Source organism: Devosia sp. YR412, assembly GCF_900110945.1.
Lineage (GTDB): Bacteria > Pseudomonadota > Alphaproteobacteria > Rhizobiales > Devosiaceae > Devosia.
In genome coordinates, this window is the sequence record NZ_FOFL01000004.1 from 303,518 (window position 1) to 326,587 (window position 23,070).

General features: G+C 60.1%; 21 protein-coding genes and 3 tRNA genes. 8 read left to right on the forward strand and 16 right to left on the reverse strand.

Features of this window, described 5'->3' with window-relative positions; translation table 11 throughout:
- Positions 1 to 2: 2 nt before the first annotated feature.
- Positions 3 to 473, reverse strand: a complete 471-nt coding sequence (gene rpsG, locus BM045_RS15260; RefSeq protein WP_092184736.1) for a 30S ribosomal protein S7 — start codon at positions 471 to 473, stop codon at positions 3 to 5.
- A gap of 12 nt (positions 474 to 485) precedes the next feature.
- Positions 486 to 857, reverse strand: a complete 372-nt coding sequence (gene rpsL / locus BM045_RS15265) for a 30S ribosomal protein S12 (protein WP_046136734.1) — start codon at positions 855 to 857, stop codon at positions 486 to 488.
- A gap of 552 nt (positions 858 to 1,409) precedes the next feature.
- Here rpsL and BM045_RS15270 point away from each other — a divergent pair.
- Positions 1,410 to 1,874, forward strand: a complete 465-nt coding sequence (locus BM045_RS15270) for a YbjN domain-containing protein (protein ID WP_092184738.1) — start codon at positions 1,410 to 1,412, stop codon at positions 1,872 to 1,874.
- A gap of 163 nt (positions 1,875 to 2,037) precedes the next feature.
- On the opposite strand, the gene rpoC is transcribed toward BM045_RS15270, so the two are convergent.
- From rpoC to secE, 8 genes are all read right to left on the reverse strand, one after another.
- Complete coding sequence (gene rpoC, locus BM045_RS15275) at positions 2,038 to 6,222, reverse strand: DNA-directed RNA polymerase subunit beta' (protein ID WP_092184740.1); 4,185 nt, start codon at positions 6,220 to 6,222, stop codon at positions 2,038 to 2,040.
- 78 nt (positions 6,223 to 6,300) lie between these two features.
- The gene (gene rpoB / locus BM045_RS15280) at positions 6,301 to 10,443 is read right to left on the reverse strand and encodes a DNA-directed RNA polymerase subunit beta (protein WP_092184742.1); all 4,143 of its coding nucleotides are present in this window, start codon (positions 10,441 to 10,443) and stop codon (positions 6,301 to 6,303) included.
- 407 nt (positions 10,444 to 10,850) lie between these two features.
- Positions 10,851 to 11,222 (reverse strand): 50S ribosomal protein L7/L12, encoded by a 372-nt coding sequence (gene rplL, locus BM045_RS15285; protein ID WP_092184744.1) that lies wholly within the window; start codon positions 11,220 to 11,222, stop codon positions 10,851 to 10,853.
- Positions 11,223 to 11,282: 60 nt separating this feature from the next.
- Positions 11,283 to 11,804 (reverse strand): 50S ribosomal protein L10, encoded by a 522-nt coding sequence (gene rplJ / locus BM045_RS15290; RefSeq protein ID WP_092184746.1) that lies wholly within the window; start codon positions 11,802 to 11,804, stop codon positions 11,283 to 11,285.
- Between the two features lie 318 nt (positions 11,805 to 12,122).
- A complete protein-coding gene (gene rplA / locus BM045_RS15295; protein WP_092184748.1) occupies positions 12,123 to 12,809 on the reverse strand; it encodes a 50S ribosomal protein L1 in 687 nt (228 codons plus the stop codon).
- A 3-nt stretch (positions 12,810 to 12,812) separates the two neighbouring features.
- A complete protein-coding gene (rplK, locus tag BM045_RS15300; RefSeq protein WP_092184750.1) occupies positions 12,813 to 13,241 on the reverse strand; it encodes a 50S ribosomal protein L11 in 429 nt (142 codons plus the stop codon).
- 129 nt (positions 13,242 to 13,370) lie between these two features.
- Positions 13,371 to 13,901: a transcription termination/antitermination protein NusG gene (gene nusG / locus BM045_RS15305; protein ID WP_046138360.1), complete on the reverse strand. Its 531-nt coding sequence runs from the start codon at positions 13,899 to 13,901 to the stop codon at positions 13,371 to 13,373.
- Positions 13,902 to 13,940: 39 nt separating this feature from the next.
- Positions 13,941 to 14,135 (reverse strand): preprotein translocase subunit SecE, encoded by a 195-nt coding sequence (secE, locus tag BM045_RS15310; RefSeq protein ID WP_092184752.1) that lies wholly within the window; start codon positions 14,133 to 14,135, stop codon positions 13,941 to 13,943.
- Between the two features lie 258 nt (positions 14,136 to 14,393).
- Here secE and BM045_RS15315 point away from each other — a divergent pair, with 258 nt between their 5' ends.
- The 3 genes from BM045_RS15315 to BM045_RS15325 all read left to right on the forward strand — a co-directional run bounded on the left by BM045_RS15315 (position 14,394) and on the right by BM045_RS15325 (position 16,163).
- Positions 14,394 to 14,675: a hypothetical protein gene (locus BM045_RS15315; RefSeq protein ID WP_092184754.1), complete on the forward strand. Its 282-nt coding sequence runs from the start codon at positions 14,394 to 14,396 to the stop codon at positions 14,673 to 14,675.
- 236 nt (positions 14,676 to 14,911) lie between these two features.
- Complete coding sequence (locus BM045_RS15320) at positions 14,912 to 15,175, forward strand: PilZ domain-containing protein (RefSeq protein ID WP_092184756.1); 264 nt, start codon at positions 14,912 to 14,914, stop codon at positions 15,173 to 15,175.
- A gap of 136 nt (positions 15,176 to 15,311) precedes the next feature.
- Positions 15,312 to 16,163, forward strand: a complete 852-nt coding sequence (locus tag BM045_RS15325; RefSeq protein WP_092184758.1) for a hypothetical protein — start codon at positions 15,312 to 15,314, stop codon at positions 16,161 to 16,163.
- A 19-nt stretch (positions 16,164 to 16,182) separates the two neighbouring features.
- Here the strand turns inward: BM045_RS15325 and BM045_RS15330 are convergent.
- Both BM045_RS15330 and BM045_RS15335 read right to left on the reverse strand, forming a co-directional pair.
- Positions 16,183 to 16,258 (reverse strand) — tRNA-Trp (locus BM045_RS15330).
- Positions 16,259 to 16,313: 55 nt separating this feature from the next.
- A complete protein-coding gene (locus BM045_RS15335; protein ID WP_170848533.1) occupies positions 16,314 to 16,706 on the reverse strand; it encodes an MAPEG family protein in 393 nt (130 codons plus the stop codon).
- Between the two features lie 173 nt (positions 16,707 to 16,879).
- Here BM045_RS15335 and BM045_RS15340 point away from each other — a divergent pair.
- A tRNA-Gly gene (locus tag BM045_RS15340) sits at positions 16,880 to 16,953 on the forward strand.
- An 82-nt stretch (positions 16,954 to 17,035) separates the two neighbouring features.
- On the opposite strand, the gene BM045_RS15345 is transcribed toward BM045_RS15340, so the two are convergent.
- The 4 genes from BM045_RS15345 to BM045_RS15360 form a co-directional block, all read right to left on the reverse strand.
- Positions 17,036 to 17,341, reverse strand: coding sequence for a hypothetical protein (locus tag BM045_RS15345; protein WP_092184762.1), 306 nt, complete (start codon positions 17,339 to 17,341; stop codon positions 17,036 to 17,038).
- A 157-nt stretch (positions 17,342 to 17,498) separates the two neighbouring features.
- A complete protein-coding gene (locus tag BM045_RS15350; RefSeq protein WP_092184764.1) occupies positions 17,499 to 19,718 on the reverse strand; it encodes a putative bifunctional diguanylate cyclase/phosphodiesterase in 2,220 nt (739 codons plus the stop codon).
- 141 nt (positions 19,719 to 19,859) lie between these two features.
- Positions 19,860 to 21,170 (reverse strand): MFS transporter, encoded by a 1,311-nt coding sequence (locus BM045_RS15355; protein WP_092184766.1) that lies wholly within the window; start codon positions 21,168 to 21,170, stop codon positions 19,860 to 19,862.
- Between the two features lie 72 nt (positions 21,171 to 21,242).
- Entirely contained in the window at positions 21,243 to 21,464 is a 222-nt protein-coding gene (locus BM045_RS15360; RefSeq protein WP_092184768.1) for a hypothetical protein, read from the reverse strand.
- Positions 21,465 to 21,743: 279 nt separating this feature from the next.
- Between BM045_RS15360 and BM045_RS15365 the strand changes: the two genes are divergently transcribed.
- The 3 genes from BM045_RS15365 to BM045_RS15375 all read left to right on the forward strand — a co-directional run bounded on the left by BM045_RS15365 (position 21,744) and on the right by BM045_RS15375 (position 23,064).
- Positions 21,744 to 21,828, forward strand: a tRNA-Tyr gene (locus BM045_RS15365).
- Between the two features lie 91 nt (positions 21,829 to 21,919).
- Positions 21,920 to 22,672: a 23S rRNA (guanosine(2251)-2'-O)-methyltransferase RlmB gene (gene rlmB / locus BM045_RS15370; protein ID WP_092184770.1), complete on the forward strand. Its 753-nt coding sequence runs from the start codon at positions 21,920 to 21,922 to the stop codon at positions 22,670 to 22,672.
- A complete protein-coding gene (locus tag BM045_RS15375; protein WP_092184772.1) occupies positions 22,672 to 23,064 on the forward strand; it encodes a hypothetical protein in 393 nt (130 codons plus the stop codon). The genes rlmB and BM045_RS15375 overlap by 1 nt, the downstream gene beginning before the upstream one ends.
- Positions 23,065 to 23,070 lie beyond the last annotated feature (6 nt).

The window sequence follows — 23,070 nt, forward strand, 5'->3', positions numbered from 1 at the left end:
TGCTACCAGCGGTAGTGCGAGAATGCACGGTTGGCGTCAGCCATACGGTGCGTGTCTTCGCGCTTCTTGACGGCCTGGCCACGGCCATTGAGAGCATCCATCAGCTCGCCCGACAGGCGTTCACGCATGGTGTTCTCGCCGCGCTTGCGGGCGGATTCGATCAGCCAGCGAATGGCCAGGGCCTGCTGACGATCGGTGCGGACTTCAACCGGAACCTGATAGGTGGCACCACCAACGCGACGCGAACGAACTTCAACCGACGGGCGGATGTTTTCGAGCGCCGTGTGGAACACTTCCACCGGGTTCTGCTTGACCTTGGCTTCGACGATGTCGAAGGCACCGTAAACGATGCTTTCGGCGGCCGACTTCTTGCCGTCCTTCATGAGCGAGTTCATGAACTTGGTAAGGACCAGATCACCATACTTGGCGTCCGGGATAACGTCGCGTTTTTCTGCGCGGTGACGACGGGACATATATCTATCTCCTTACTTCGGACGCTTCGCGCCGTACTTGGACCGGCGCTGCTTGCGGTCCTTGACGCTCTGCGTGTCGAGGACACCGCGGAGCACGTGGTAGCGAACACCGGGAAGGTCGCGCACGCGGCCGCCACGGATCAGGACCACGGAGTGTTCCTGCAGGTTGTGGCCTTCGCCCGGGATATACGAAATGACTTCGCGCGAGTTCGTCAGACGAACCTTAGCAACCTTGCGGAGAGCCGAGTTCGGCTTCTTCGGGGTCGTCGTATAAACGCGAGAGCAAACGCCGCGCTTCTGCGGATTTGCTTCCATGGCCGGAACCTTGTTCCGCTTTGGCTTGCTGGCGCGTGGTTTGCGGATCAGCTGATTAATGGTGGGCATTGCGCTCTTTCCATCGTCCAAAATTTCGGTGCCGTTCCGAGTGAGCGGCGCCTAAGTTCTTGTTAGTCGCGCGTCCGAAACCGGAAACGCTCCAGGCGGTCTATCGAAACAAACCAAAACGGCGCTCATCCGAACCCTAAAAGGATACGGCGGCGCCCTAATTGCAGCGGACTACTCACGTAAAATGAGCAGTCATGCGCACAGGAATTGCTTCGTCTAGTTACCCGACAGTGTGTTTGAGTGTCCTGGATGCCCGCACAAGATGGCAGGAACCCGGTGTGACATTCACGACCGACCGCTTAGGTAGGCGCTGTTTAGAGCCGACTCGCCTTTCCGTCAAGGATTCTTTCGTGAAAAAACCGCGCGTGAGCCATGCAGTGGCTTGCAATGCTTTTGAGAAAGTGAATCGGAAAACGTAGGGTCCACGGCCCCTGCCCGATCACGCTGCGCCGTCTGCATCTTCCTCGGCCCGGTCCGAGCGTATAAGATGAGCAGCACAAAGAGTTAAGCCCCGATGACGAACTGTCTCGCTATGGGTCAAGGGAGAATGCCATGAAACTGACGTCCACTCTGGCCGGCTCGAGCCTGGCGCTGGCCCTGACCCTTTCGGCCCAGGCGCAGGATCTGCTGACCGGTGCCGACACCGACGCCATCCTGACCGCCGCTAAAGTGCTGGGCACGGCCGAGCTGCACACCCAGCCCAATGGCGATCCACTGATCGATGCCACCACAAATGGCACGGCCTACCAGATCTACTTCAAGAACTGCACGGCCCATGCGGCCTGCGAAGACCTCAACTTCTACGTCGGCTTCCAGATCCAGCCGGGCCTGGACGACATCAATGCCTGGAACCGCGACAAGCGCTTCAGCCGCGCCTATCTCGATGAGCGGGGCGACGCTGTCGTTGAAATGGACCTCGACCTGGTCCAGGGCGTGACGCCCAATTACCTGTCCTCTCAGCTGGCGCTCTGGGAACAGGTCGTCGCGGAATTCGCCATGTATATCGGCTACCCGTAACGCGCCTTTGCCGGCAGATTTTCGGCATTGCACCAAGCTTGAAGTAGATGACCGGGAGGGCGTTCTGCCCGCCGGCAGCACTTGCATGCCGCACATCAGCAGCAGACCGGCAAAAAGAAGGGGGCCCGAAGGCCCCCTTCCCCATTCAATGATGGAACGTCGCTTACTCGGCAGCAGGTGCCGCGATCTTTACAGTGTTCGCCTGGCGGCGACGCTCGTCGAGGATCAGGTCGTCACGCTTGGTGGCGATCAGCTTGGCCGAGGAGATGCCGGCACCGGTACCGGCCGGGATCAGGCGGCCGACGATGACGTTTTCCTTGAGGCCTTCGAGCAGGTCGGCCTTGCCGGAGACGGCCGCTTCCGTGAGGACGCGGGTGGTTTCCTGGAACGAGGCCGCCGAGATGAACGAACGGGTCTGCAGCGATGCCTTGGTGATGCCGAGCAGCACCGGGTTGGCCGTTGCCGGCTTCTTGCCGTCAGCAACCAGAGCATCGTTGAGCTCGTCGAAGTCCAGCTTGTCGAGCTGCTCGTCCTTGAGCAGGCCGGTGTCACCTGGGTTGACGATCTCAACCTTCTGCAGCATCTGGCGAACGATCACCTCGATGTGCTTGTCGTTGATCAACACGCCCTGCAGACGATAGACCTCCTGGATTTCATTGACGAGGTAACGAGCAAGCTCTTCCACGCCCTTGATCGCCAAGATGTCATGCGGTGCCGGGTTGCCGTCGAGGATATACTCACCCTTTTCAATGGCATCGCCTTCCTGAAGGTGGAACGGCTTGCCCTTGGGGATCAGATATTCGACGGGCTCGCCACCCTCTTCATGCGGCTCGATGATGACGCGACGCTTGTTCTTGTAGTCGCGGCCGAAGCGGATCGTGCCATCGATCTCGGCGATGATGGCGTGGTCCTTCGGACGACGGGCTTCGAACAGTTCGGCCACGCGCGGCAGGCCGCCCGTGATGTCCTTGGTCTTGGCCGATTCCAGCGGAATACGGGCCAGCACGTCACCCGGCGACACCTTCTCGCCCGGCTCGACGGCAATAACCGCATCGACGGAGAGCAGGTAACGGGCTTCGCCACCGCGATCCACCTTCTGAACGGCACCGCCACGCGCGATGGCAAGAGCCGGCTTGAGGCCCTCGCCACGCTGGTTGGTGCGCCAGTCGATGACCACGCGCTTGGTGAAGCCGGTGGCCTCGTCGGTGTTTTCAGCAACCGATGCGCCGTCGACCAGATCTTCGAAGACCACTTCGCCTTCAACTTCCGCCAGCACGGGACGGGTGTAGGGGTCCCATTCAGCCAGACGCTGACCACGACGGACCGCATCACCTTCCTTGACCAGCAGCTTGGAGCCGTATGCCACCTTGTGGGTAGCGCGTTCCTTGCCTTCGGCGTCGAGAATGGCGAGCGAGACGTTACGGGCCATGACGACCAGCTTGCCGCCCTCGACCTTGACGACGTTCGGATTGCGGATGGCGATGGTGCCTTCCGCGCCGGACTCGAGGAACGAGCTATCAACCACCTGAGCCGTACCACCAATGTGGAACGTGCGCATGGTGAGCTGGGTACCGGGTTCACCGATCGACTGTGCAGCGATAACGCCGACAGCTTCACCCATGTTTACGGGAGTACCGCGAGCAAGGTCACGACCATAGCAGGCCGCGCAGGTGCCCTGGCGCATGTCGCAGGTCAGCGGGGAACGGATACGGATCGACTGGATCCGGGCGTCCTCGATGATGTCGACATGCTTTTCTTCCAGCAGCGTGCCCTTCGGTGCGATCAGATCGCCGGTCAGCGGATGGAAGATGTCGTCGGCAGCGGTACGGCCCAGAACGCGCTGGCCGATGGAGGCCACGATCTGGCCGGCATCGACGATCGGCTCCATGGTCAGGCCGCGCTCGGTGCCGCAATCGGTCGACACGATGATCGCGTCCTGCGCCACGTCGACGAGACGACGGGTCAGGTAACCCGAGTTCGCGGTCTTCAACGCCGTATCCGCGAGACCCTTACGGGCACCGTGGGTGGAGTTGAAGTACTCGAGAACGTTGAGGCCTTCCTTGAAGTTAGCCGTGATCGGGGTCTCGATGATCGAGCCGTCCGGACGAGCCATCAGGCCGCGCATGCCGGCGAGCTGCTTCATCTGGGCCGGCGAACCGCGGGCACCCGAGTGAGACATCATATAGACCGAGTTGATCGGCTTCTGACGGCCGGTCTCTTCGTCGATCTGCACCTTGCGGATCGCGTCCATCATCTCTTCGGCGACCTTGTCACCGCACTTGGCCCAGGCGTCGACCACCTTGTTGTACTTTTCGCCCTGAGTGATCAGGCCGTCATTGTACTGCTGCTCGAACTCTTCGACCTGCTTACGGGCGGCTTCCACGATCGTGTACTTGGACGCCGGGATAACCATGTCGTCCTTGCCGAACGAGATGCCTGCGTCACAAGCATTCTTGAAGCCGAGCTGCATGACGCGGTCACAGAAAATGACCGTCTCCTTCTGACCGCAACCACGGTAAACCGTGTCGATCATCTTGGAGATCATCTTCTTGGTCATCAGCTGGTTTGCCGTTGCGTACGGCACAGCCGGATGCTTGGGCAGGATCTGGCCGATGAGCATGCGGCCCGGGGTGGTTTCCACGATCTCGGTGGTTTCCTTGCCATTCTCGTCGAACGAGGTGACACGGCCCTTAATCTTGGTGTGCAGCGTGACGATCTTGTTGTCGAGCGCGTGTTCGAGCTCGGCGTAAGAACCGAAAGCCATGCCTTCGCCCGGCTCCTTGTCGTTCATCAACGACAGGTAGTAGAGGCCCAGCACGATATCCTGCGACGGCACGATGATCGGCTGGCCGTTGGCAGGGTGCAGGATGTTGTTGGTCGACATCATCAGCACGCGCGCTTCCAGCTGCGCTTCGAGCGACAGCGGAACGTGCACGGCCATCTGGTCACCGTCGAAGTCGGCGTTGAAAGCCGAGCAGACGAGCGGATGCAGGCGGATGGCCTTGCCTTCGATCAGGATGGGCTCGAAGGCCTGGATGCCAAGACGGTGCAGTGTCGGAGCGCGGTTCAGCAGAACCGGATGCTCGCGGATAACTTCGTCCAGGATATCCCAAACCTCGGGCTTTTCCTTCTCGACCAGCTTCTTGGCCTGCTTGACGGTCGAAGAGAAACCCTTCGCTTCAAGACGGCTGTAGATGAAGGGCTTGAACAGCTCGAGCGCCATCTTCTTGGGCAGGCCGCACTGGTGCAGCTTGAGGTTAGGACCCACGGTGATGACCGAACGACCCGAATAGTCGACGCGCTTGCCGAGCAGGTTCTGGCGGAAGCGGCCCTGCTTGCCCTTGAGCATATCGGACAGCGACTTCAGCGGACGCTTGTTGGCACCGGTGATGGTGCGGCCACGGCGACCGTTGTCGAACAGCGCGTCCACAGCTTCCTGCAGCATGCGCTTTTCGTTGCGGATAATGATGTCCGGCGCACGCAGCTCGATCAGGCGCTTCAACCGGTTATTGCGGTTGATCACGCGGCGATAGAGATCGTTCAGATCGGACGTGGCGAAACGGCCGCCATCCAACGGAACCAGCGGACGCAGTTCCGGCGGGATCACGGGGATCACGGTCATGATCATCCACTCGGGCTTGTTGCCCGAAACGATGAACTGCTCGACGATCTTGAGGCGTTTGGCCAGCTTCTTGGGCTTCAGCTCGGTGGTTGACTCGGCGATTTCAACGCGCAGGTCGGCCGCGATCTTTTCGAGATCAAGGGCGAGCAGGATGTCGCGAATGGCTTCGGCGCCGATCTTGGCGGTGAAGCTGTCTGCACCATATTCGTCCTGGGCATCGAGGAACTGCTCTTCGGTCAGCAGTTCGTGCTGGGTGAAGGGCGTCAAGCCCGCATCGAGAACGACGTAGTTCTCGAAATACAGGATGCGCTCGATGTCCTTAAGCGTCATATCGAGCAGCAGCGCGATACGGGACGGCAGGGACTTCAGGAACCAGATGTGGGCAACCGGAGCGGCCAGTTCGATATGGCCCATGCGCTCGCGACGGACGCGGCTCAGGGTGACTTCCACACCGCACTTTTCGCAGATCACGCCCTTGAACTTCATGCGCTTGTACTTGCCGCACAGGCACTCATAGTCCTTCACGGGGCCAAAAATGCGCGCGCAGAACAGGCCATCGCGTTCGGGCTTGAACGTACGATAGTTGATGGTTTCAGGCTTCTTGATCTCGCCATAGGACCAGCTGAGAATCTTCTCAGGGCTCGCAATGGAGATCTTCATCTGATCGAAAGTCTGGACCGGAACCGCTGGGTTGAAGGGGTCCATGACGTGGGAATGATGATTCATCAATTCTCTCCTCTTTCCGTCAGGAGCGGGCGCAACGCCCGCTCTCTCAGGAAGTGAATGGGGGTAGGAAGTGCCGGATTATTCCGCCGCTTCCTGAGGAGGTGCGAGCTCCGCTTCGGCCTGGCCGGCTTCCTCCACCAGATCCCGCATGTCGAGTTCGACATTGAGACCGAGCGAACGGATTTCCTTGACCAGAACGTTGAAGCTCTCGGGGATGCCCGGCTCGAACGTATCGTCGCCGCGCACGATGGACTCGTAGACCTTGGTACGACCAGCCACGTCGTCCGACTTGATGGTGAGCATTTCCTGGAGCGTATAAGCCGCGCCATAGGCTTCGAGAGCCCACACTTCCATCTCGCCGAAGCGCTGACCGCCGAACTGGGCCTTGCCGCCGAGCGGCTGCTGGGTGACGAGCGAGTAAGGACCGATCGAACGGGCGTGGATCTTGTTGTCCACAAGGTGATCGAGCTTGAGCATATAGATATAGCCCACGGTCACCTGGCGATCGAACTGCTCGCCCGAACGGCCGTCAAACACCGTCGACTGGCCAGAAGCCTTCAGCCCTGCGCGTTCGAGCATGACCACGATGTCGGCTTCCTTAGCGCCGTCGAACACCGGGGTCGCGATCGAAACACCCTTGGAAAGGTGTTCGCCGAGACGCACCAGGCCGTCGTCGTCGAGGTCGGTGATGCTCTCATCACCGGCAAACAGGTCTTGCACTTCGAGACGCAGCGGCTTCAGATCGCCATTGCGCTGATAGGCCCGGACCATCTCGTCGATCTTCTTGCCCATGCCGGCGCAAGCCCAGCCCAGATGAGTTTCGAGGATCTGGCCGACGTTCATGCGCGATGGCACGCCCAGCGGGTTCAGCACGATGTCAACCGAGGTGCCGTCTTCAAGATACGGCATGTCTTCGACGGGAACGATGCGGGAAACCACACCCTTGTTACCGTGACGACCGGCCATCTTGTCGCCTGGCTGGATCTTGCGCTTGGTCGCGATGAAGACCTTGACCATCTTCATCACGCCGGGCGGAAGTTCGTCACCGCGCTGCAGCTTGTCGACCTTGTCGATGAAGCGCTGCTCGAGCAGACGACGGCTCTCTTCATACTGCGCATGAAGGGCTTCCATCTCGGTCATGACCTTGTCGTCATCGACCGCGAACTGCCACCACTTCGAACGCGGCTGAGCCTCGAACATCTGGTCATTGAGCTTGGTGCCCACGACATAGCCCTTCGGGCCAGCCGTAGCGGCCTTGCCGAACAGCATTTCCTTGAGACGGGCGTAGACGTTACGGTCGAGGATCGACTGCTCGTCATCACGGTCCTTGGCGAGACGCTCGATTTCCTCGCGCTCGATAGCCATGGCGCGCTCGTCCTTGTCGATGCCGTGGCGATTGAACACGCGCACTTCAACAACAGTACCAGCATCGCCCGGCGGCACGCGCAGGGAGGTGTCACGAACGTCCGAAGCCTTCTCGCCGAAGATGGCGCGGAGGAGCTTTTCTTCCGGCGTCATCGGCGATTCACCCTTGGGGGTGATCTTGCCGACAAGGATGTCGCCCGGTGCGACTTCAGCACCAATGTGCACGATACCGGCTTCGTCGAGGTTCTTCAGCGCTTCTTCCGACACGTTCGGAATGTCGCGGGTGATTTCCTCAGGACCAAGCTTGGTGTCGCGGGCCATCACTTCATATTCCTCGATATGGATCGAGGTGAAGACGTCCTGCATGGCGATCTTCTCGCTGAGCAGGATGGAGTCTTCGAAGTTGTAGCCATTCCACGGCATGAAGGCGACGAGCACGTTACGGCCCAGAGCCAGATCGCCCAGTTCGGTCGAAGGACCGTCGGCGATGATGTCGCCCTGGTTGATGTGGTCGCCAACGACGACCAGCGGACGCTGGTTGATGCAGGTCGACTGGTTGGAACGCTGGAACTTCATCAGATTGTAGATGTCGACGCCCGACACCGACGCATCGGTTTCTTCCGTTGCGCGGATAACGATACGGGTGGCGTCCACCTGATCGACGATGCCCTTGCGCTTGGCAACGATAGCGGCGCCGGAGTCACGGGCCACGATCGCTTCCATGCCGGTACCGACGAAGGGCGCATGAGCGCGCAGCAGCGGCACAGCCTGCCGCTGCATGTTCGAGCCCATCAGAGCACGGTTGGCGTCGTCGTTTTCAAGGAACGGGATCAGCGAGGCGGCAACCGACACCATCTGCTTGGGGGAAACGTCCATAAGGTCGACGTTTTCCTTGGGCGTCAGGCCGTTGTCACCGGCGTGGCGAGCAACGACCAGATCGTCCTGCAGCGTACCGTCCTTGTTGAAGACGACGTTAGCCTGGGCGACGTAGTGCTTGGCCTCTTCCATTGCGGAAAGGTAAACGACGTCCTCGGTCAGCACGCCGTCCACGATCTTGCGGTACGGGGTCTCGATGAAACCGTACTTGTTGACGCGGGCGAAGGTCGACAGCGAGTTGATCAGACCGATGTTCGGACCTTCAGGGGTCTCGATCGGGCAGATACGGCCATAGTGGGTCGGATGCACGTCGCGGACTTCAAAGCCGGCGCGCTCACGGGTGAGACCACCCGGCCCAAGCGCCGAAAGACGACGCTTGTGGGTGATTTCCGAGAGCGGATTGGTCTGATCCATGAACTGCGACAGCTGCGAGGAGCCGAAGAATTCACGCACAGCGGCAGCAGCCGGCTTAGCGTTGATCAGGTCCTGCGGCATCACCGTGTCGATTTCGACCGACGACATGCGCTCCTTGATGGCGCGTTCCATGCGGAGCAGACCAAGGCGATAGGAGTTTTCCATCAGCTCGCCGACGGAACGAACGCGACGGTTGCCGAGGTTGTCGATGTCGTCGATTTCGCCACGGCCATCGCGCAGATCCACGAGGGTGCGGACGACTTCGACGATGTCTTCCTTGCGCAGGGTGCGCATGGTGTCGGGGGCATCGAGCTCGAGGCGCATGTTCATCTTGACGCGGCCAACGGCGGACAGGTCATAGCGCTCGCTGTCGAAGAACAGCGACTGGAACATGGCTTCGGCGGTATCGACGGTGGGCGGCTCACCGGGGCGCATGACGCGATAGATGTCAAACAGCGCGTCTTCACGCGTCTCGTTCTTGTCCACGGCCAGCGTGTTGCGGATATAGCCACCGATCGAGATGTGATCGATGTCGAGGATCGGCAGCTCGTCAAAGCCCAGATCCATCATCTTGGTCAGGGTCTTTTCGTCGAGCTCGTCGCCTGCCTCCATGTAGACCTCGCCGGTCTTCATGTTGATCAGGTCCTCGGCGACATACATGCCATAGAGGTCTTCGTTGACCGCCAACAGGTGCGTCAGGCCGTTTTCAGCAAGCTTCTTGGCCTGGCGGGCCGAGAGCTTCTTGCCGGCTTCATGGACGACGTCGCCGGTCTTGGCGTCGATCAGGTCCATGGAGGGCTTGGCATTCTTCATCTTCTCGGCGTCGTATGGCTTCTGCCAGCCGGTCGCCGTCTTTTCGAAGGTGATGGTGTTGTAATAGGTCGACAGGATTTCTTCGGTATCCATGCCGAGCGCCTTGAGCAGCGACGTCACCGGAATCTTGCGGCGACGGTCGATACGGGCGAACACCACGTCCTTGGCATCGAACTCGATATCGAGCCAGCTACCGCGGTACGGAATGATACGACCGGCAAACAGCAGCTTGCCCGACGAATGGGTCTTGCCCTTGTCGTGGTCGAAGAACACGCCCGGCGAACGGTGCATCTGCGAAACGATGACGCGCTCGGTGCCGTTGACGATAAAGGTGCCGTTCATCGTCATGAAGGGCATGTCGCCCATGTAGACGTCCTGCTCCTTGATGTCCTTGACGGAGCGGGCGCCGGTTTCTTCGTCCACTTCGAACACGATCAGGCGCAGCGTCACCTTAAGCGGGGCAGCGAACGTGATGTCGCGCGCACGGCACTCGTCGATGTCGTACTTGGGCTGCTCGAACTCGTACTTCACGAATTCGAGAGAGGCCGTATTGGAAAAATCGGTGATCGGGAAAACCGAACGGAAGACCGACTGAAGCCCTTCGTCGGGACGGCCACCCTTGGGCTCGTCCACGAGGAGGAACTGATCATAGGAGGCCTTCTGGACCTCGATCAGGTTGGGCATCTGGATGACTTCGCGTATCGAACCGAAGGACTTGCGTACCTTGCGGCGGCCGTTGAACGTGGTAGCCATGAAAGCTCCTGTTTCTGCGCTTCTTATCGGGTGCGCGTCGATGCGGAAAAGTTGAGCTTTCCCGAACACGCCCCACTGCGATGTGTCGTTGAGGCAGATATCCAAAAATCCGACTATCAGCCGTCGGGTCTCGGGATATGTGCCCTTGCTAGGCAATAGTCTTGGCTCGTGATGCCTGCGCCCTGCCCCAGCCAAGGACAGGAGAGCCCGAAAACGCCAAACACCCCATGGCCATGGACCATAGGGCTACGTGGACGTCACCGTGCCTTCGACATCAAATTCGTCATATATTCCGCAAATTGGCGCCAGGGACCCATCCAATCGGTCCGGCGAATCATCCCGCTAAAACGAGAATGCGAGATGGCACATAAAGCGCCATCTCGCAAAATTCAAGGCTAGAAATCGAATTACTTGAATTCGACCTTGGCGCCAGCTGCTTCCAGCTTCTTCTTGATGTCTTCGGCTTCAGCCTTGTTGACACCTTCCTTGACAGCCTTGGGAGCTGCTTCAACCAGTGCCTTGGCTTCGCCGAGGCCCAGGCCTGTGATGGCGCGGACTTCCTTGATGACGTTGATCTTGTTCTCGCCGAACGAGGCAAGGATCACGTCAAATTCGGTCTTTTCTTCAACGGCAGCAGCCGGAGCACCGGCAGCGGCAGCAGCAGCAACCGGAGCGGCGGCGGAAACGCCCCACTTTTCTTCCAGCAGCTTCGACAGTTCGGAAGCTTCCAGAACGGTCAGGGCGGACAGGTCGTCAACAATCTTGGCGAGATCGGCCATTTGATAAATCTCTCTTTTAAGGTGTTCAGTTCAAACCGGCTCCAGAGGGAGCCATGGGGGTTACGCTGCTTCGTTGCTCTTTTCCGCATGAGCGGCCAACACGCGCGCGATACCACCAGCCGGCGCAACGATAACCGAAGCGATACGGGTCGCGGGCTGCTTGAGCATCCCGGCGAGCGTAGCGCGCAGTTCGTTGAGCGACGGCATGGTCGCCAGCGCCTTGACGTTATTCGCGTCAAGCGCGGTCTTGCCCATAACGCCACCGAGAACGACATACTTGGCGTTCTTGTCAGCGAATTTCTGCGCGATCTTGGGCGCAGTCATGGGGTCGGCCGCATAGGCGATGACGATCGGACCGATGAACAGGTCCGAAATGTCGGCGTGGTCGGTGTCTTTAAGAGCAAGCTTGGCAAGACGGTTCTTTGCGACCTTCACGTAGCCACCTGCAGTCTTCACCTCACGGCGAAGGGTCTCCAGATTGGCCACGGTCAGACCGGCATTCTGCGCGAGGACGATCGATCCAGCGCCCGAGAGGGCTGACTGAAGCGATGCGACAAGCTCACGCTTTTCCGCTCTTTCCACTGCTAGTCTCCACATTGAGCCCGACGATATTGCTGTCGAGCCATTGCCAATTGCTGCCCCCTACTCTCCGGAGAAAGGAGAGGAGCAACGGTTACAATCGCCTGTAAACCGCGCTGCCACGAGGGCAACTGGCCTGGTTCGAACCGCGATCACCCTGCCCCATTCGGAACAGGAAAATTGTGGTCTCACCCCATCTATGCTGGCGTCGGTGGACATTAAGCTGACCCAGATTGATCAGCACCGGCAGTCTCGGACAGGACTTATGCTCCCCTTGCGGGAAGCAAAACCGGGCGGCCGAAACCGCCCGGAATTAGAAAATTAAAGGGCCGAAGCCGGCTCGACATGGACGCCAGGGCCCATGGTGGACGACACGGCGACCTTCTTGACGTAGGTGCCCTTGGCCCCTGCGGGCTTGGAGCGCACCACGGCGTCGGTGAAGGCCTTGATGTTCTGCAGCAGGGCTTCTTCCGAGAAGGAAACCTTGCCAACGCCAGCATGCAGGATACCGGCCTTTTCGACGCGGTATTCCACAGCGCCGCCCTTGGCAGCCTTGACGGCACCAGCAACGTCGGGAGTAACCGTACCGACCTTGGGGTTCGGCATCAGGTTGCGCGGGCCCAGGATCTTACCCAGGCGACCGACCAGCGGCATCATGTCCGGGGTAGCAATGCAACGATCGAAATCGATCTTGCCAGCCTGGATCTGTTCCATCAGGTCTTCGGCGCCAACGATGTCTGCACCAGCCTTGCGGGCTTCGTCAGCCTTGGCATCCTTGGCGAACACGGCCACGCGCACGGTCTTGCCGGTGCCGTTCGGCAGGTTCACCACGCCACGGACCATCTGGTCGGCGTGACGCGGATCAACACCGAGGTTGATGGCGATTTCGATGGTTTCGTCGAACTTGGCCGAGGCGCGTGCCTTGACCATCTTCACGGCCTCATCAAGCTTGTACAGCTTGTTGCGGTCGATGCCCTCGCGGGCCTTTGCGATCTTCTTGCCAGCCATCTATCAGCCCTCGACCTGAATGCCCATGGAACGGGCAGAGCCTGCAATCATCGACACAGCAGCGTCGATGTTGTCGGCATTGAGATCCTTCATCTTCTTTTCGGCGATATCACGCAGCTGAGCCACGGTGATCGTACCAGCCGATTCCTTGCCCGGAAGCTTGGAACCCGACTTGAGATTGACGGCCTTCTTGATGAAGTAGGTGACCGGCGGCTGCTTCATCTCGAAAGTGAAGCTCTTGTCGGCATAGGCGGTGATCACGACTGGAATGGGCGAACCCTTTTCCATTTCCTGCGTGGCGGCATTGAAGGCTTTGCAGAATTCCATGATGTTCAGACCGCGCTGACCCAGTGCTGGGCCGATCGGCGGGGAAGGCGTTGCGGAGCCCGCGGGCACCTGCAGCTTTACGTAGCCAACGATTTTCTTTGCCATAATCGTCTCTCAGTTGTTCTGCCCGCTGTCATGCGGACCGTTTGACGCTGTGGTGCAAGGTTTGACCGGATGCTTGGCAGCAACCGCCCTCTCCCACAGATTTCACCGAGCCAAGGCTCAGTGTTTTGGTCAGACCTTTTCGACCTGACCATATTCGAGCTCCACCGGAGTGGGACGCCCGAAAATCGAAACTTCCACCTTGAGGCGGGCGCGCTCTTCGTCGACTTCTTCCACCACGCCATTGAAGCTGGCGAAGGGACCGTCGGAGACGCGCACATTCTCGCCCACTTCGAACGAGACGGAAGGCTTGGGATGCTCCACGCCTTCCTGCACCTGCTGCAGGATGCCCATGGCTTCCTTTTCCGAGATCGGCATCGGCTTGTTGTCCGAACCGAGGAAACCCGTCACCTTGGGCGTATTCTTGATCAGATGGAATGCCTCGTCGGTCATGTCCATCTTCACCAGCACATAGCCCGGGAAGAACTTGCGTTCGGCATCGACCTTGCGGCCGCGGCGGATCTCGACGACCTTTTCGGTCGGCACGATCACGTCTTCAAACAGATGCTCGAGCTTCTTCTGCGCAACCTTCTGGCGGATATCCTCCGCCACCTTGCGCTCGAAGTTGCTGTATGCCTGAACGATGTACCAGCGCTTGGCCATTAAGCGTCGCCGCTCCCAGTATTAGTATCTATGACCCGACTAGCGGATCGAAAGCATCAGACCGACGAGCCAGGAAATCACCTGGTCGGCAGCCAGAAAGAACAGGCTCGCAAAGATCACCAGCACAAGGACCATGACCGTCGAGATCAGGACCTCGTTGCGGCCAGGCCAAGTGACCTTGGCGGTTTCCTGCCTAACCTGCTGCAGGAACTGGATCGGATTTACGCGTGCCATAAACGAATCTACTCTTTGGTGTTTTGGTGCAAAACCAAAGGCCGCGCAGGATTCCCGCACGGCTTGAATGCCGCTATCTAGAGAAACTTCCCCACAATTGCAACAGCCCGCGACATGGAACCGACACAGGGGGCCAGCTCAGGTCGAATCAATTTTATTAACGACAAGTTAAGAACCCCGGGAATCCAGCTTGCACAGTGGTTTAGAATGGCGTTTGATCGAAATGGGACGAAAACAAGGCAGCGGGAGGCTGTTTAAATGCCCGATCGCGCCGCCAGTTTCGATGTCAAAGCCTGCGAGGTGCGCTACTACGGCCCGCACCGCCTGATTCCGGGACGGGTAACCGGCGTGGTACGGGTTATCGTCGAGGAAAGCTTCATGGGCAACCTGTCGCGCTATCACCTCGACCTCAAGGTCAAGGCCGACGTTGGGTCCGTGCCGGCGGCCCAGGTGCGCACCGCCCTGCTCGGCCATGCCGCCCACCAGCTCAATCGCCTCAAGGCCCGCCACACCGACAGATTGCCAGTCGCCGCCGAGTAGGCTCACGGAACCAGTATCGGGGCACCGCGTTAATACTTTGCAGGTTTGCCCCTGCGACCTCCAATGACTCCCATGGATGACCCCGGCTCATGCACACGGCCGGGGTCGCTCTGTTTTTGAGCGTCCGCAAGGCTTTACGACGATGACTGACGCACTTGTCCCCAGTACGTATCTTGATTGCAATTTTAACCTTTCGCGTCGTCTTCCGTTAAGGCTGCAGGCCTAGCTCTGTTCTCATGAAAAGTTGGATCGAAAAGCGACAGCACAAGCGCGAAGCCCTGCGCATCTCGGCCACCGCCGTGATGGATGACGGCGTGGTGCGCAAGGATGTTCTGGTGGTCAACCTGTCGCGCTCCGGCGCCATGGTTGAGCTGGAGGAGAGCATCCACCTGCCCGAGGCCTTTACCCTGCTGTTCCAGCATTCCCTGGAACCCTGTCACATCGTCTGGCGTCAGGCGCAGTTTGCGGGTGTCAGGTTTGATGCGGTGATGTCGGAGTAAAGGCACGCCAAAAGCACGCCAAGCGCCACGCACTTATTGGTATCCACGACTATTCCATTAGTTCACATTGCGAAGCAATCGATTTTATCGGTAGAACCGATAGATGAAGGCTCTGTCGACGTGAGTTGATGACGCAATGCTGACCCCGCTTTTGGCAGTGACCGCCGTTTACGACATTGGCCGTGCGGCTGTCGGGCGGCCGATCGAAGACTATGTCGACTGGCTGAATGCGACACTGCGCCTGCCGATCCGGTTTGTGGTTTTTCTAGATCCATCAATCTCGGCAGAATTGATCAGGCTCAAGCCCGATGATCGGATTCTCCAACTGCCGCTCGAGACCTTCCGACCCTTCCAATGGTCGGTTCAGGTGGCAGGGATCAAACAGCCCAGCGGCAGCACCGATTTGACATTCACCCTGCCGCGCTATGCGCTGCTGGTGATGTCCAAGCTGGCAATGCTGGAGCGGGTAGCACAGCGCGAGGGCGACGCCTGCAAGATGCTCTGGATCGATGCGGGCCTGTCGCGCTTCTTTCGCGACGACATGGCTGCAGGCAGGGCATCGCAGGAAGCGTTCGACGTTCTAAGCGATGCCGATTTCGCCGCGTCCATCACCCCAAAATGTGCGCGCGCCATCCGCGATGGCGTTGCCGCCAGTTATATCGGTACCGCCGCACGCCTGGTGACTGCCGGTGACATGTACGCCACGGGTGCAGGCGCCAAAGCAGCGGCAACCAAACTCTATGAAATGGTCGAGCAGTGCTGGCTGCCCAATGACCAATGGGACAATGAGCAGGTCGCGCTGGCATGCCTGCTCGATGCAGGCTGGCCGGGGTTCAGGATAACCGGCGTTTCGCGAGGCTATGCAACCCTGCTGTCGGATCTTTTCGGGCTGCGCCGCAGACGGCTCGGCATGCTTGGCCGGCTCGAAACAGCATTCGACCACATGCGCCGCCTCGGGACCACAGGTCCCAAGCGCTCTTCGTCATGACGATCATGGTGATTGTGCCTGGCAGGGGCTGGGGGACTCGAACCCACGACCCTCGGTTTTGGAGACCGATGCTCTACCAACTGAGCTAAACCCCTTCAGGCGAGGGTGTGTCTAATGGCAATGGCGCCGTTTCGCAAGACCCTTTGGCGCTTAATCCCAGAGATGGGGCACCAGTGGAATGGCGATCAGCAGCGTGCCGATCAGCGCGACGAGAAAAGCCACCGAGCGCCAGGGCGAAATCCCCTTCATGTAGAAATAGAGATGGGCCACGCGGGCGAGGAAATACATGGCGGCGCCCAACACCGAGAGCCAACCCTCTTCGCCAAGGATGATCGACAAAACGGCTAGAACGAGAAAGATAGGCAGCGTTTCTTGGAGGTTGGCCAGCGCGCGGCGCGAGCGGGCCAGCTCGCGGCTCGGCTCGGGCAGATCGTCGCGCGGCCCCATCTGGGCGTCATTGCCCACCTGCGCGCTCAGATAGCGACCAGGCAGCGCCGCTTGGACCAGCAGCAGGAGCAGAACAAGAAAAATCACAGCCAGCACGGCGCACCTCGATTGGATAGCTGCCGATTCACGCTGAAGCGGCCCCTGCCCTTCTAACGCATGAGCGATCCAAAACGATCACCCCGCTCGAGGCATGATCGAGACAAACCCGTTCAGGGGCTTGCCACGCGCCGCCCTGTCGGGCTAATGCCTGTGCGTCGGTCACCGACCTTGCGGGTATAGCTCAGTGGTAGAGCAGCAGCCTTCCAAGCTGAATATGCGGGTTCGATTCCCGCTACCCGCTCCATCGACTTTCCTCGCCAAGCTATAGCCTCTGTCGCTCTCACGGGCGCAAAACCTGCCGTCAGGCGCTTCGATAACTTCTGAGTTTACTCACCAACCGTCAGCAGCGGGTCACGGCACAGATCCACGGCTGGCCTGAACTCTGCAGGGTTGTCCTTGATCCGCACCAGCACTTCGATGGGCTGGCACTGCGGGAGCGTCAGCTCAACCCGTCCAGCCTGACCTGGCGCGATTGGAACGGTATAGGTACCGACACTGACGTCTGCACCCTTCGGAAACACACTGATGCTCTCGATCGTGTCCTGTGAGGTATTCTGGACGACCAGACTGACCGGCTGGGCCAATGCCGGGGTGACAATCGACAGAGCCATCAAAACCAAAACTATGCGCATCTCATCTCCAAACTGCCATTAGGCAAGACCTTATGCGCATAACACCCGGCCGGCGCTACAGGATCCTTCTGGCCTGAGCGTTTTGCTGGTTGAGGTCAGATGAACTGGTCGGCAAACGGAGAGTTGTGCAATCCATTCTCGTGGCCGCAACAAGCCATCACTCCGTCGCGAATAGCCGGACCAGGGCTGCCGACCGGTGTTCGGCAAACAGCGCGGACAAGGCCTTTTCGCTGATGGGGCGCGACAGCAGATAGCCCTGCAGATAGGAACAGCCCAGCTGTGCCAAGGTCCGGCGCTGCGCTTCGTCCTCAACGCCTTCGGCCGTCACGGTCATGCCAAGCGCATCGGCGGTCTCAATGATCGACTGGATGATCCGCGCCGTGGCGCGGTCCTCGGTGACCAGCATGGTGAAGGAGCGATCGATCTTGAGTTTGTCGATGGTATAGGTCCGCAGGTAGCTGATCGAGGAATAGCCGGTCCCGAAATCGTCCAGCGCTATCCGGACCCCGGCGGCGCGGAGCTTTGCCAGGATATCCCGGACACCCGGCGAGTTCTGCAGCAGCAGGCCTTCGGTGATTTCCAGTTCGAGCCGTTCAGCCGGGAGGCCGGTCTCGGACAATATGGCCAGCACCCTATCGGCCAGGGACGCGTCGGCAAACTGCACCGGCGAAACATTGACGGCAATCGAAGGCAGATCGCTCTCGACCGCCACGCGGCAGGCCTGTGACAAGACCCAGAGACCCAGTTGATCGATGAGCCTGGTTTCCTCAGCCAGCGAGATGAACTGATCGGGGGCCATGGCGCCCCGCGTTGGATGCTGCCAGCGCACCAGGGCTTCTGCCCCGGCCAATTCGCCGCTGCGGGCGGCAAAGACCGGTTGAAACACCACCTGCAGTCCCTCGCCGTTGATCAGGGCGTGCCGAAGATCAATCTCCAGAGCCCGCTTGTTGCGGCGGTTCTCATCCATCGACGGATCATACAGTTTGATGCGATCGCGCCCTTCGGCCTTTGCTTCGTAAAGCGCCATGTCGGCGCGCCGTAATATCTCGGCGGGTGCGGTTGTGCTGCCATCTTCCAGGGCCAGACCCATGCTGAAACTGACGCGCATGGCCGTGTCATCGAAGTTGAAGGGCTTTTGCAGGGCCGAGAACAGCCGCTGGCAAATCCACAGCGCCTGCCCCTCGCTGATCACACCCGGCTGAACGATGGCGAATTCGTCACCACCAAGGCGACCCAGCGTCGCCTCATCGGCGAGCTCGAAATTGACCCGGCTGGTCAGCTCGCTCAGCAAGCGATCGCCTGCGGCATGGCCCATGGTGTCATTGATTTCCTTGAAGTGATCGACATCGATCGCCACTAGCAGGATCTTTGCCTTGGCCAGATGCTCATAGCCGATCGCTTCGCGCAGCTTGCGATCGAATAAAATCCGGTTGGCAGCGCCCGTCAGCGGGTCGTGCATGGCGAAAAACGAGGTCTGCGCCCGGCTTCGCTCCAGTTTGAGCGCGGTGGTACGCACCCAGACAAGAAGGGTCGCGAGCGACACCAGCCCGAAGATCAGCAAGGCGACTGTCGCCGGCGCGGTCTCGATCAGTAGGCCCGCCGCCGGATGATCGGGTTCCCAGCCAAGATAGGCCACGAGATTGCCCGTGCGGTCGCGCAGCACGAGATTTGCCCCGCCTTGGGGATAGGTGATCTGGCGCAGGCTGGAAATGCCGAGGCGCTCCGAAATATCGTCGAGAAATTGCTGATCGATCAGCTTGACCGAGACGATGAGGAATTCGCTGCCCGGCGCCTGGGTAAGTTGGGTGCTGTTGGGTACGATGGGCCGAATGCTGAGCAGCGCGGTTTCGCCATTTGGAAAGCGCAACGTGTCCGAATAGGTGATCGCGCTAACAGCAGCGGTGGAATCCGACATTCCGGCTCTTGCCTCCGCCATCCGGCGACGCATTTCCGCAATGCGCGGCACGAGGTCGGCCACATCGATCGGGGCTAGCGTCGTGCCGGCATATTGGCCGGCCGATGCGGCCCGCACGATATCCCCCTCGGGCGCCACGACGTAGACCCGGTCATGGTCGAAAAACGAGCTCATCCATTCGGCCAGGTTTTCGGCGATCCACGCCTGGTCGTTCTCTCGCAGTTTGATAACAGCCTCGTCCCACGCCGCGGAGCTATCCTGCTCCACCGCGATGCGCTTGACCTCCTGCACCAATGCGGTATCCAGCGCCGCCCGCTCGTTGACCAGCGCCCGGCTATCGATCCGGTCGACAGCCCACCAGATGCAAAGGGCCAGCGTCGCGATCAGACACGTGCCAAGCAACGTGGAGGCGACGATCAGTCGAAAGGTAACGTGATTGCTGAAAGGTGTGTTTGCATTCATCGGCGGTCAATCCGGAACTGATCCACAGTGACATCGAAACGACAACCACTCTCTTTCACGCTTCGGTTTGGTCGTTGATATGATGCCACATGGTTACCAGAGCATTGTGGAAATCACCCGCCGCCCCTGGCCCCTGCGGCTCTAGGATAGGACGACCTTGCGCGTTTCGGCGTCGACGAACCATGCGGCTACCGCTCCAAGCGCCAGCAGCGCGGCAAACAGCGCTATGGCGATGGAAAAGTCCTGCGCGAAGACCACGGCCAGCGCCGATGGCGCCAACAGGCCGCCCAACCGGGCTATCGAGCCAGCAGCGCCCATGCCGGTACCGCGCAGAGCCGTCGGGAACAGTTCCGGCGTGAAGGCATAAAGCGCGCCCCAGGTGCCGAGCAGGGCAAAGCTCATCAGCAGGATCGACGCGCCGGTGAGGTAGGCATCGCCGGCGACGAGGAATAGCGCGCAGCCCAAAGTGCTGAGCAGCAAAAAAGCAATCAGCGTCGGCTTGCGGCCAATCGCCTCGACGCCCCAAGCCGCCAGGGCATAACCGGGGATTTGCGCAAGGGCGACCACAACGAGAAAGCCATAGCCGCGCACATAACCAAAGCCCTGGTCGGCTAGCCGCGCCGGCAACCAGGTGAAGATGCCGTAGTACGAGATCGACACCAGGAACCAGACCGCGAGAATCGACAGCGTGCGGCGGCGCAGGTCGGGCGAAAAGATGCCGCCATTCGACACGACCGGGCTCTGAGCAATTACATCGCCATCCGCCAGCTGAGCCTTGCCATTGGTGCGCAACACCAGGTTCAGCGTCGAGCGCAGCTCGGCCTCCTGGCCGCGGCGTTGCAGGTAGAGCGGCGATTCCGGTACCCAGAAGCGGAACCAGATGCCCAATATACCCGGCACCGCGGTGACCGCGAAGATCCAGCGCCAAGCGTCGCTGGTGACATAGATGCTGGCCATCCAGGCCGCCACCGCCACCACGACGGTGCCTATGGCCCAGAAGCCTTCCAGCATGACCAGCCAGCGCCCGCGATTCTTGGCCGGCAGGAATTCTGCCATCATGGCGTAGTCGACCGGCAAGGTGCCCCCCACCGCGATACCGGTGAGAAAGCGCAGCGCAAACAGCACCCACAGACTTGGCGCGAACACCGACAGCAGGCCGAAGATCACATCGCAGGCCACGGTGATCAGCAGCACGCGCCGGCGGCCGAAGCGATCGGCGAGACGGCCAAACAGGCTTGCGCCGATCAGCATGCCGAGAAAAAACAGCGTGCCGGTCTGCAGCGCCTCGGGCACCGATACGCCGAAAGTCGCCGCGATCGAGGCGCCGGTAAAGCCGACGGCCAGCACCTGCATGGCATCGGCGGCCCAGACCAGCCCGAAGATGCCCAACAGGCGCCTCTGGAAGCTGCCGGTTCCGGCCTGGTCGAGAACGCTGTCTACCGTATGCTGCATGACACTTCCTGCTGCGAGTCTGGAACTGTCCTGCCCATATACTGGAATGCCTCTGCTACCTAGGGCACGCAGTCATGCACACTCAGGTTTTGGCAGCTGCGACGCCTTGGCAGCGGTTGTGATGGCGTCGCTATCGCCGGGTAGTGCGATGTAGCCCTGCGCCATCAGCCAGTCCTGCACGATGACGTTGACAGCATCCTGGGCACTCATCCTGCCACCGGGGGGCTCATCGTGCTCGGCAATGAACTGCTTGAGGCCTTCGACCAGTGCGTCGTCAAGCGTTACCGATGTCATGGTAGGCACCTCCAGGGATTTTTCTGCTAAGACGGCCCAACGTTAGATTGTATCAAAAGTTCACCGCTTGGTGACCTGATGCTTGCCGGTGCAAAAACAGGCATCCATTTCTTGACCCTGGCCGTCACTCGGGGCTGCCAATTTACCGCTTTACGGCGCTCTCCACGATTTCTTGCCTGCAAACGCGGACAGGGGTGTTGACACGCTGTCATGAGACCACCATAAACCGCCCGACGAAACGCCCCGGCGCTTCGTTTCCTACCCAAGCGACGTTGTAGTGGAGGGGTGGGAGAGTGGTTAAATCCATCAGACTGTAAATCTGACCGCTTAGCGTACACTGGTTCGAATCCAGTCCCCTCCACCATCGCCCTTCCCGAAACAATCGGCCAAGAGCTCACCGGCGCAACAATGCGGGACGGCTTGCTGCCCTCGCGCAAAGGCGCTACGCCTCCCCCATGAGCTTCAACAAATTTCCGCCCAAGCCAAAATACGATATCGATTCAGGTCCGGTCTATCTTTATGGCCTGCATACGGTGCGCGCTGCGCTGGACAACAAGAACCGCATCAAGAAGGTTCTGCTGGCCACGCCCAATGCGCTGATGCGCCTGAAGGATACCGGCGAAATCGGCAAAGTGCCGGTCAAGGAAATCACGCCCAAGGAACTGGACAAGCTGCTGGGCGAGGATGCCGTACACCAGGGCGCTGCCTTGGAAGTCGATCCGGTCAGCCGTTTTGGCCTCGATGACATCAAGCCGCTCAAGCTAGTGGTCGTGCTCGACCAGATCACCGATCCGCACAATGTCGGTGCCATCCTGCGCACCGCCTGTGCCTTTGGCGCCGATGCCGTCATCACCACCGCCCGCCATTCGCCGCGCGAAACCGGCGTCATGGCCAAGTCCGCCTCGGGTGCACTGGATCTCGTGCCGATGATCGAGGTGCGCAATCTTGGTGACGCGCTGCAAAAGCTCAAGGATCGCGGCATGCTGGTGCTGGGCTTTGATTCGGAATCCGAGCAGCAGCTCAAGCCGCGTTCGGGCGATCAGCCGCTGGCCATCGTCATGGGCGCCGAGGGCAAGGGCCTGCGCCAGCGCACCCGCGAGCTCTGCGACGAAATGGTCAAGCTCGACATGCCAGGCCCGATCAAGTCGCTCAATGTTTCCAACGCCGCCGCCATCGCCCTGTTTGCGGCCACTGCCGGACGTGACTGATGAGTGATTTTGCGCCCTTCGCCATCGCCCTGCGCCTGTCAGGCGTAACCATCGGCCAGTATGAGCTGGACGCGGCGCTCAAGCAGCTGTGCAGCCGCTATGAGCCCGAAGATGCCGATGGCAGCTTTTATGCCCAGGTCGATGTGGCGGTGGTCAATCCCGTCCGCGCCCTGCTCGAACTGGCGGAACGCTCCGGCCCGGCTTTGGCCGCCATGCTGGACGACCGGCGTATTGGCAAGGCGGTGCTGGATCTCGCCTTCGATTATCCCGAGCATGGCGAGGCCATGTCGGCCCGCCTGCCCGCCCATGCCGCGGCGGCGATTGCCAGTTGCGGCATCGATATCGAAATCTCGGTCTATCTGACGGATGTCGAGGACGACGAGGAGGACTGAGGTCCT

Excerpts from the sequence above, each read along its gene's own strand:
- rpsG (WP_092184736.1), bottom strand. The coding sequence starts at position 473 with ATGTCCCGTCGTCACCGCGCAGAAAAACGCGACGTTATCCCGGACGCC.
- rpsL (WP_046136734.1), bottom strand. The coding sequence starts at position 857 with ATGCCCACCATTAATCAGCTGATCCGCAAACCACGCGCCAGCAAGCCA.
- BM045_RS15270 (WP_092184738.1), top strand. The coding sequence starts at position 1,410 with ATGAAACTGACGTCCACTCTGGCCGGCTCGAGCCTGGCGCTGGCCCTG.
- rpoC (WP_092184740.1), bottom strand. The coding sequence starts at position 6,222 with ATGAATCATCATTCCCACGTCATGGACCCCTTCAACCCAGCGGTTCCG.
- rpoB (WP_092184742.1), bottom strand. The coding sequence starts at position 10,443 with ATGGCTACCACGTTCAACGGCCGCCGCAAGGTACGCAAGTCCTTCGGT.
- rplL (WP_092184744.1), bottom strand. The coding sequence starts at position 11,222 with ATGGCCGATCTCGCCAAGATTGTTGACGACCTGTCCGCCCTGACCGTT.
- rplA (WP_092184748.1), bottom strand. The coding sequence starts at position 12,809 with ATGGCTGGCAAGAAGATCGCAAAGGCCCGCGAGGGCATCGACCGCAAC.
- rplK (WP_092184750.1), bottom strand. The coding sequence starts at position 13,241 with ATGGCAAAGAAAATCGTTGGCTACGTAAAGCTGCAGGTGCCCGCGGGC.
- nusG (WP_046138360.1), bottom strand. The coding sequence starts at position 13,901 with ATGGCCAAGCGCTGGTACATCGTTCAGGCATACAGCAACTTCGAGCGC.
- secE (WP_092184752.1), bottom strand. The coding sequence starts at position 14,135 with ATGGCACGCGTAAATCCGATCCAGTTCCTGCAGCAGGTTAGGCAGGAA.
- BM045_RS15315 (WP_092184754.1), top strand. The coding sequence starts at position 14,394 with ATGCCCGATCGCGCCGCCAGTTTCGATGTCAAAGCCTGCGAGGTGCGC.
- BM045_RS15320 (WP_092184756.1), top strand. The coding sequence starts at position 14,912 with ATGAAAAGTTGGATCGAAAAGCGACAGCACAAGCGCGAAGCCCTGCGC.
- BM045_RS15325 (WP_092184758.1), top strand. The coding sequence starts at position 15,312 with ATGCTGACCCCGCTTTTGGCAGTGACCGCCGTTTACGACATTGGCCGT.
- BM045_RS15345 (WP_092184762.1), bottom strand. The coding sequence starts at position 17,341 with ATGCGCATAGTTTTGGTTTTGATGGCTCTGTCGATTGTCACCCCGGCA.
- BM045_RS15350 (WP_092184764.1), bottom strand. The coding sequence starts at position 19,718 with ATGAATGCAAACACACCTTTCAGCAATCACGTTACCTTTCGACTGATC.
- BM045_RS15355 (WP_092184766.1), bottom strand. The coding sequence starts at position 21,170 with ATGCAGCATACGGTAGACAGCGTTCTCGACCAGGCCGGAACCGGCAGC.
- BM045_RS15360 (WP_092184768.1), bottom strand. The coding sequence starts at position 21,464 with ATGACATCGGTAACGCTTGACGACGCACTGGTCGAAGGCCTCAAGCAG.
- rlmB (WP_092184770.1), top strand. The coding sequence starts at position 21,920 with ATGAGCTTCAACAAATTTCCGCCCAAGCCAAAATACGATATCGATTCA.
- BM045_RS15375 (WP_092184772.1), top strand. The coding sequence starts at position 22,672 with ATGAGTGATTTTGCGCCCTTCGCCATCGCCCTGCGCCTGTCAGGCGTA.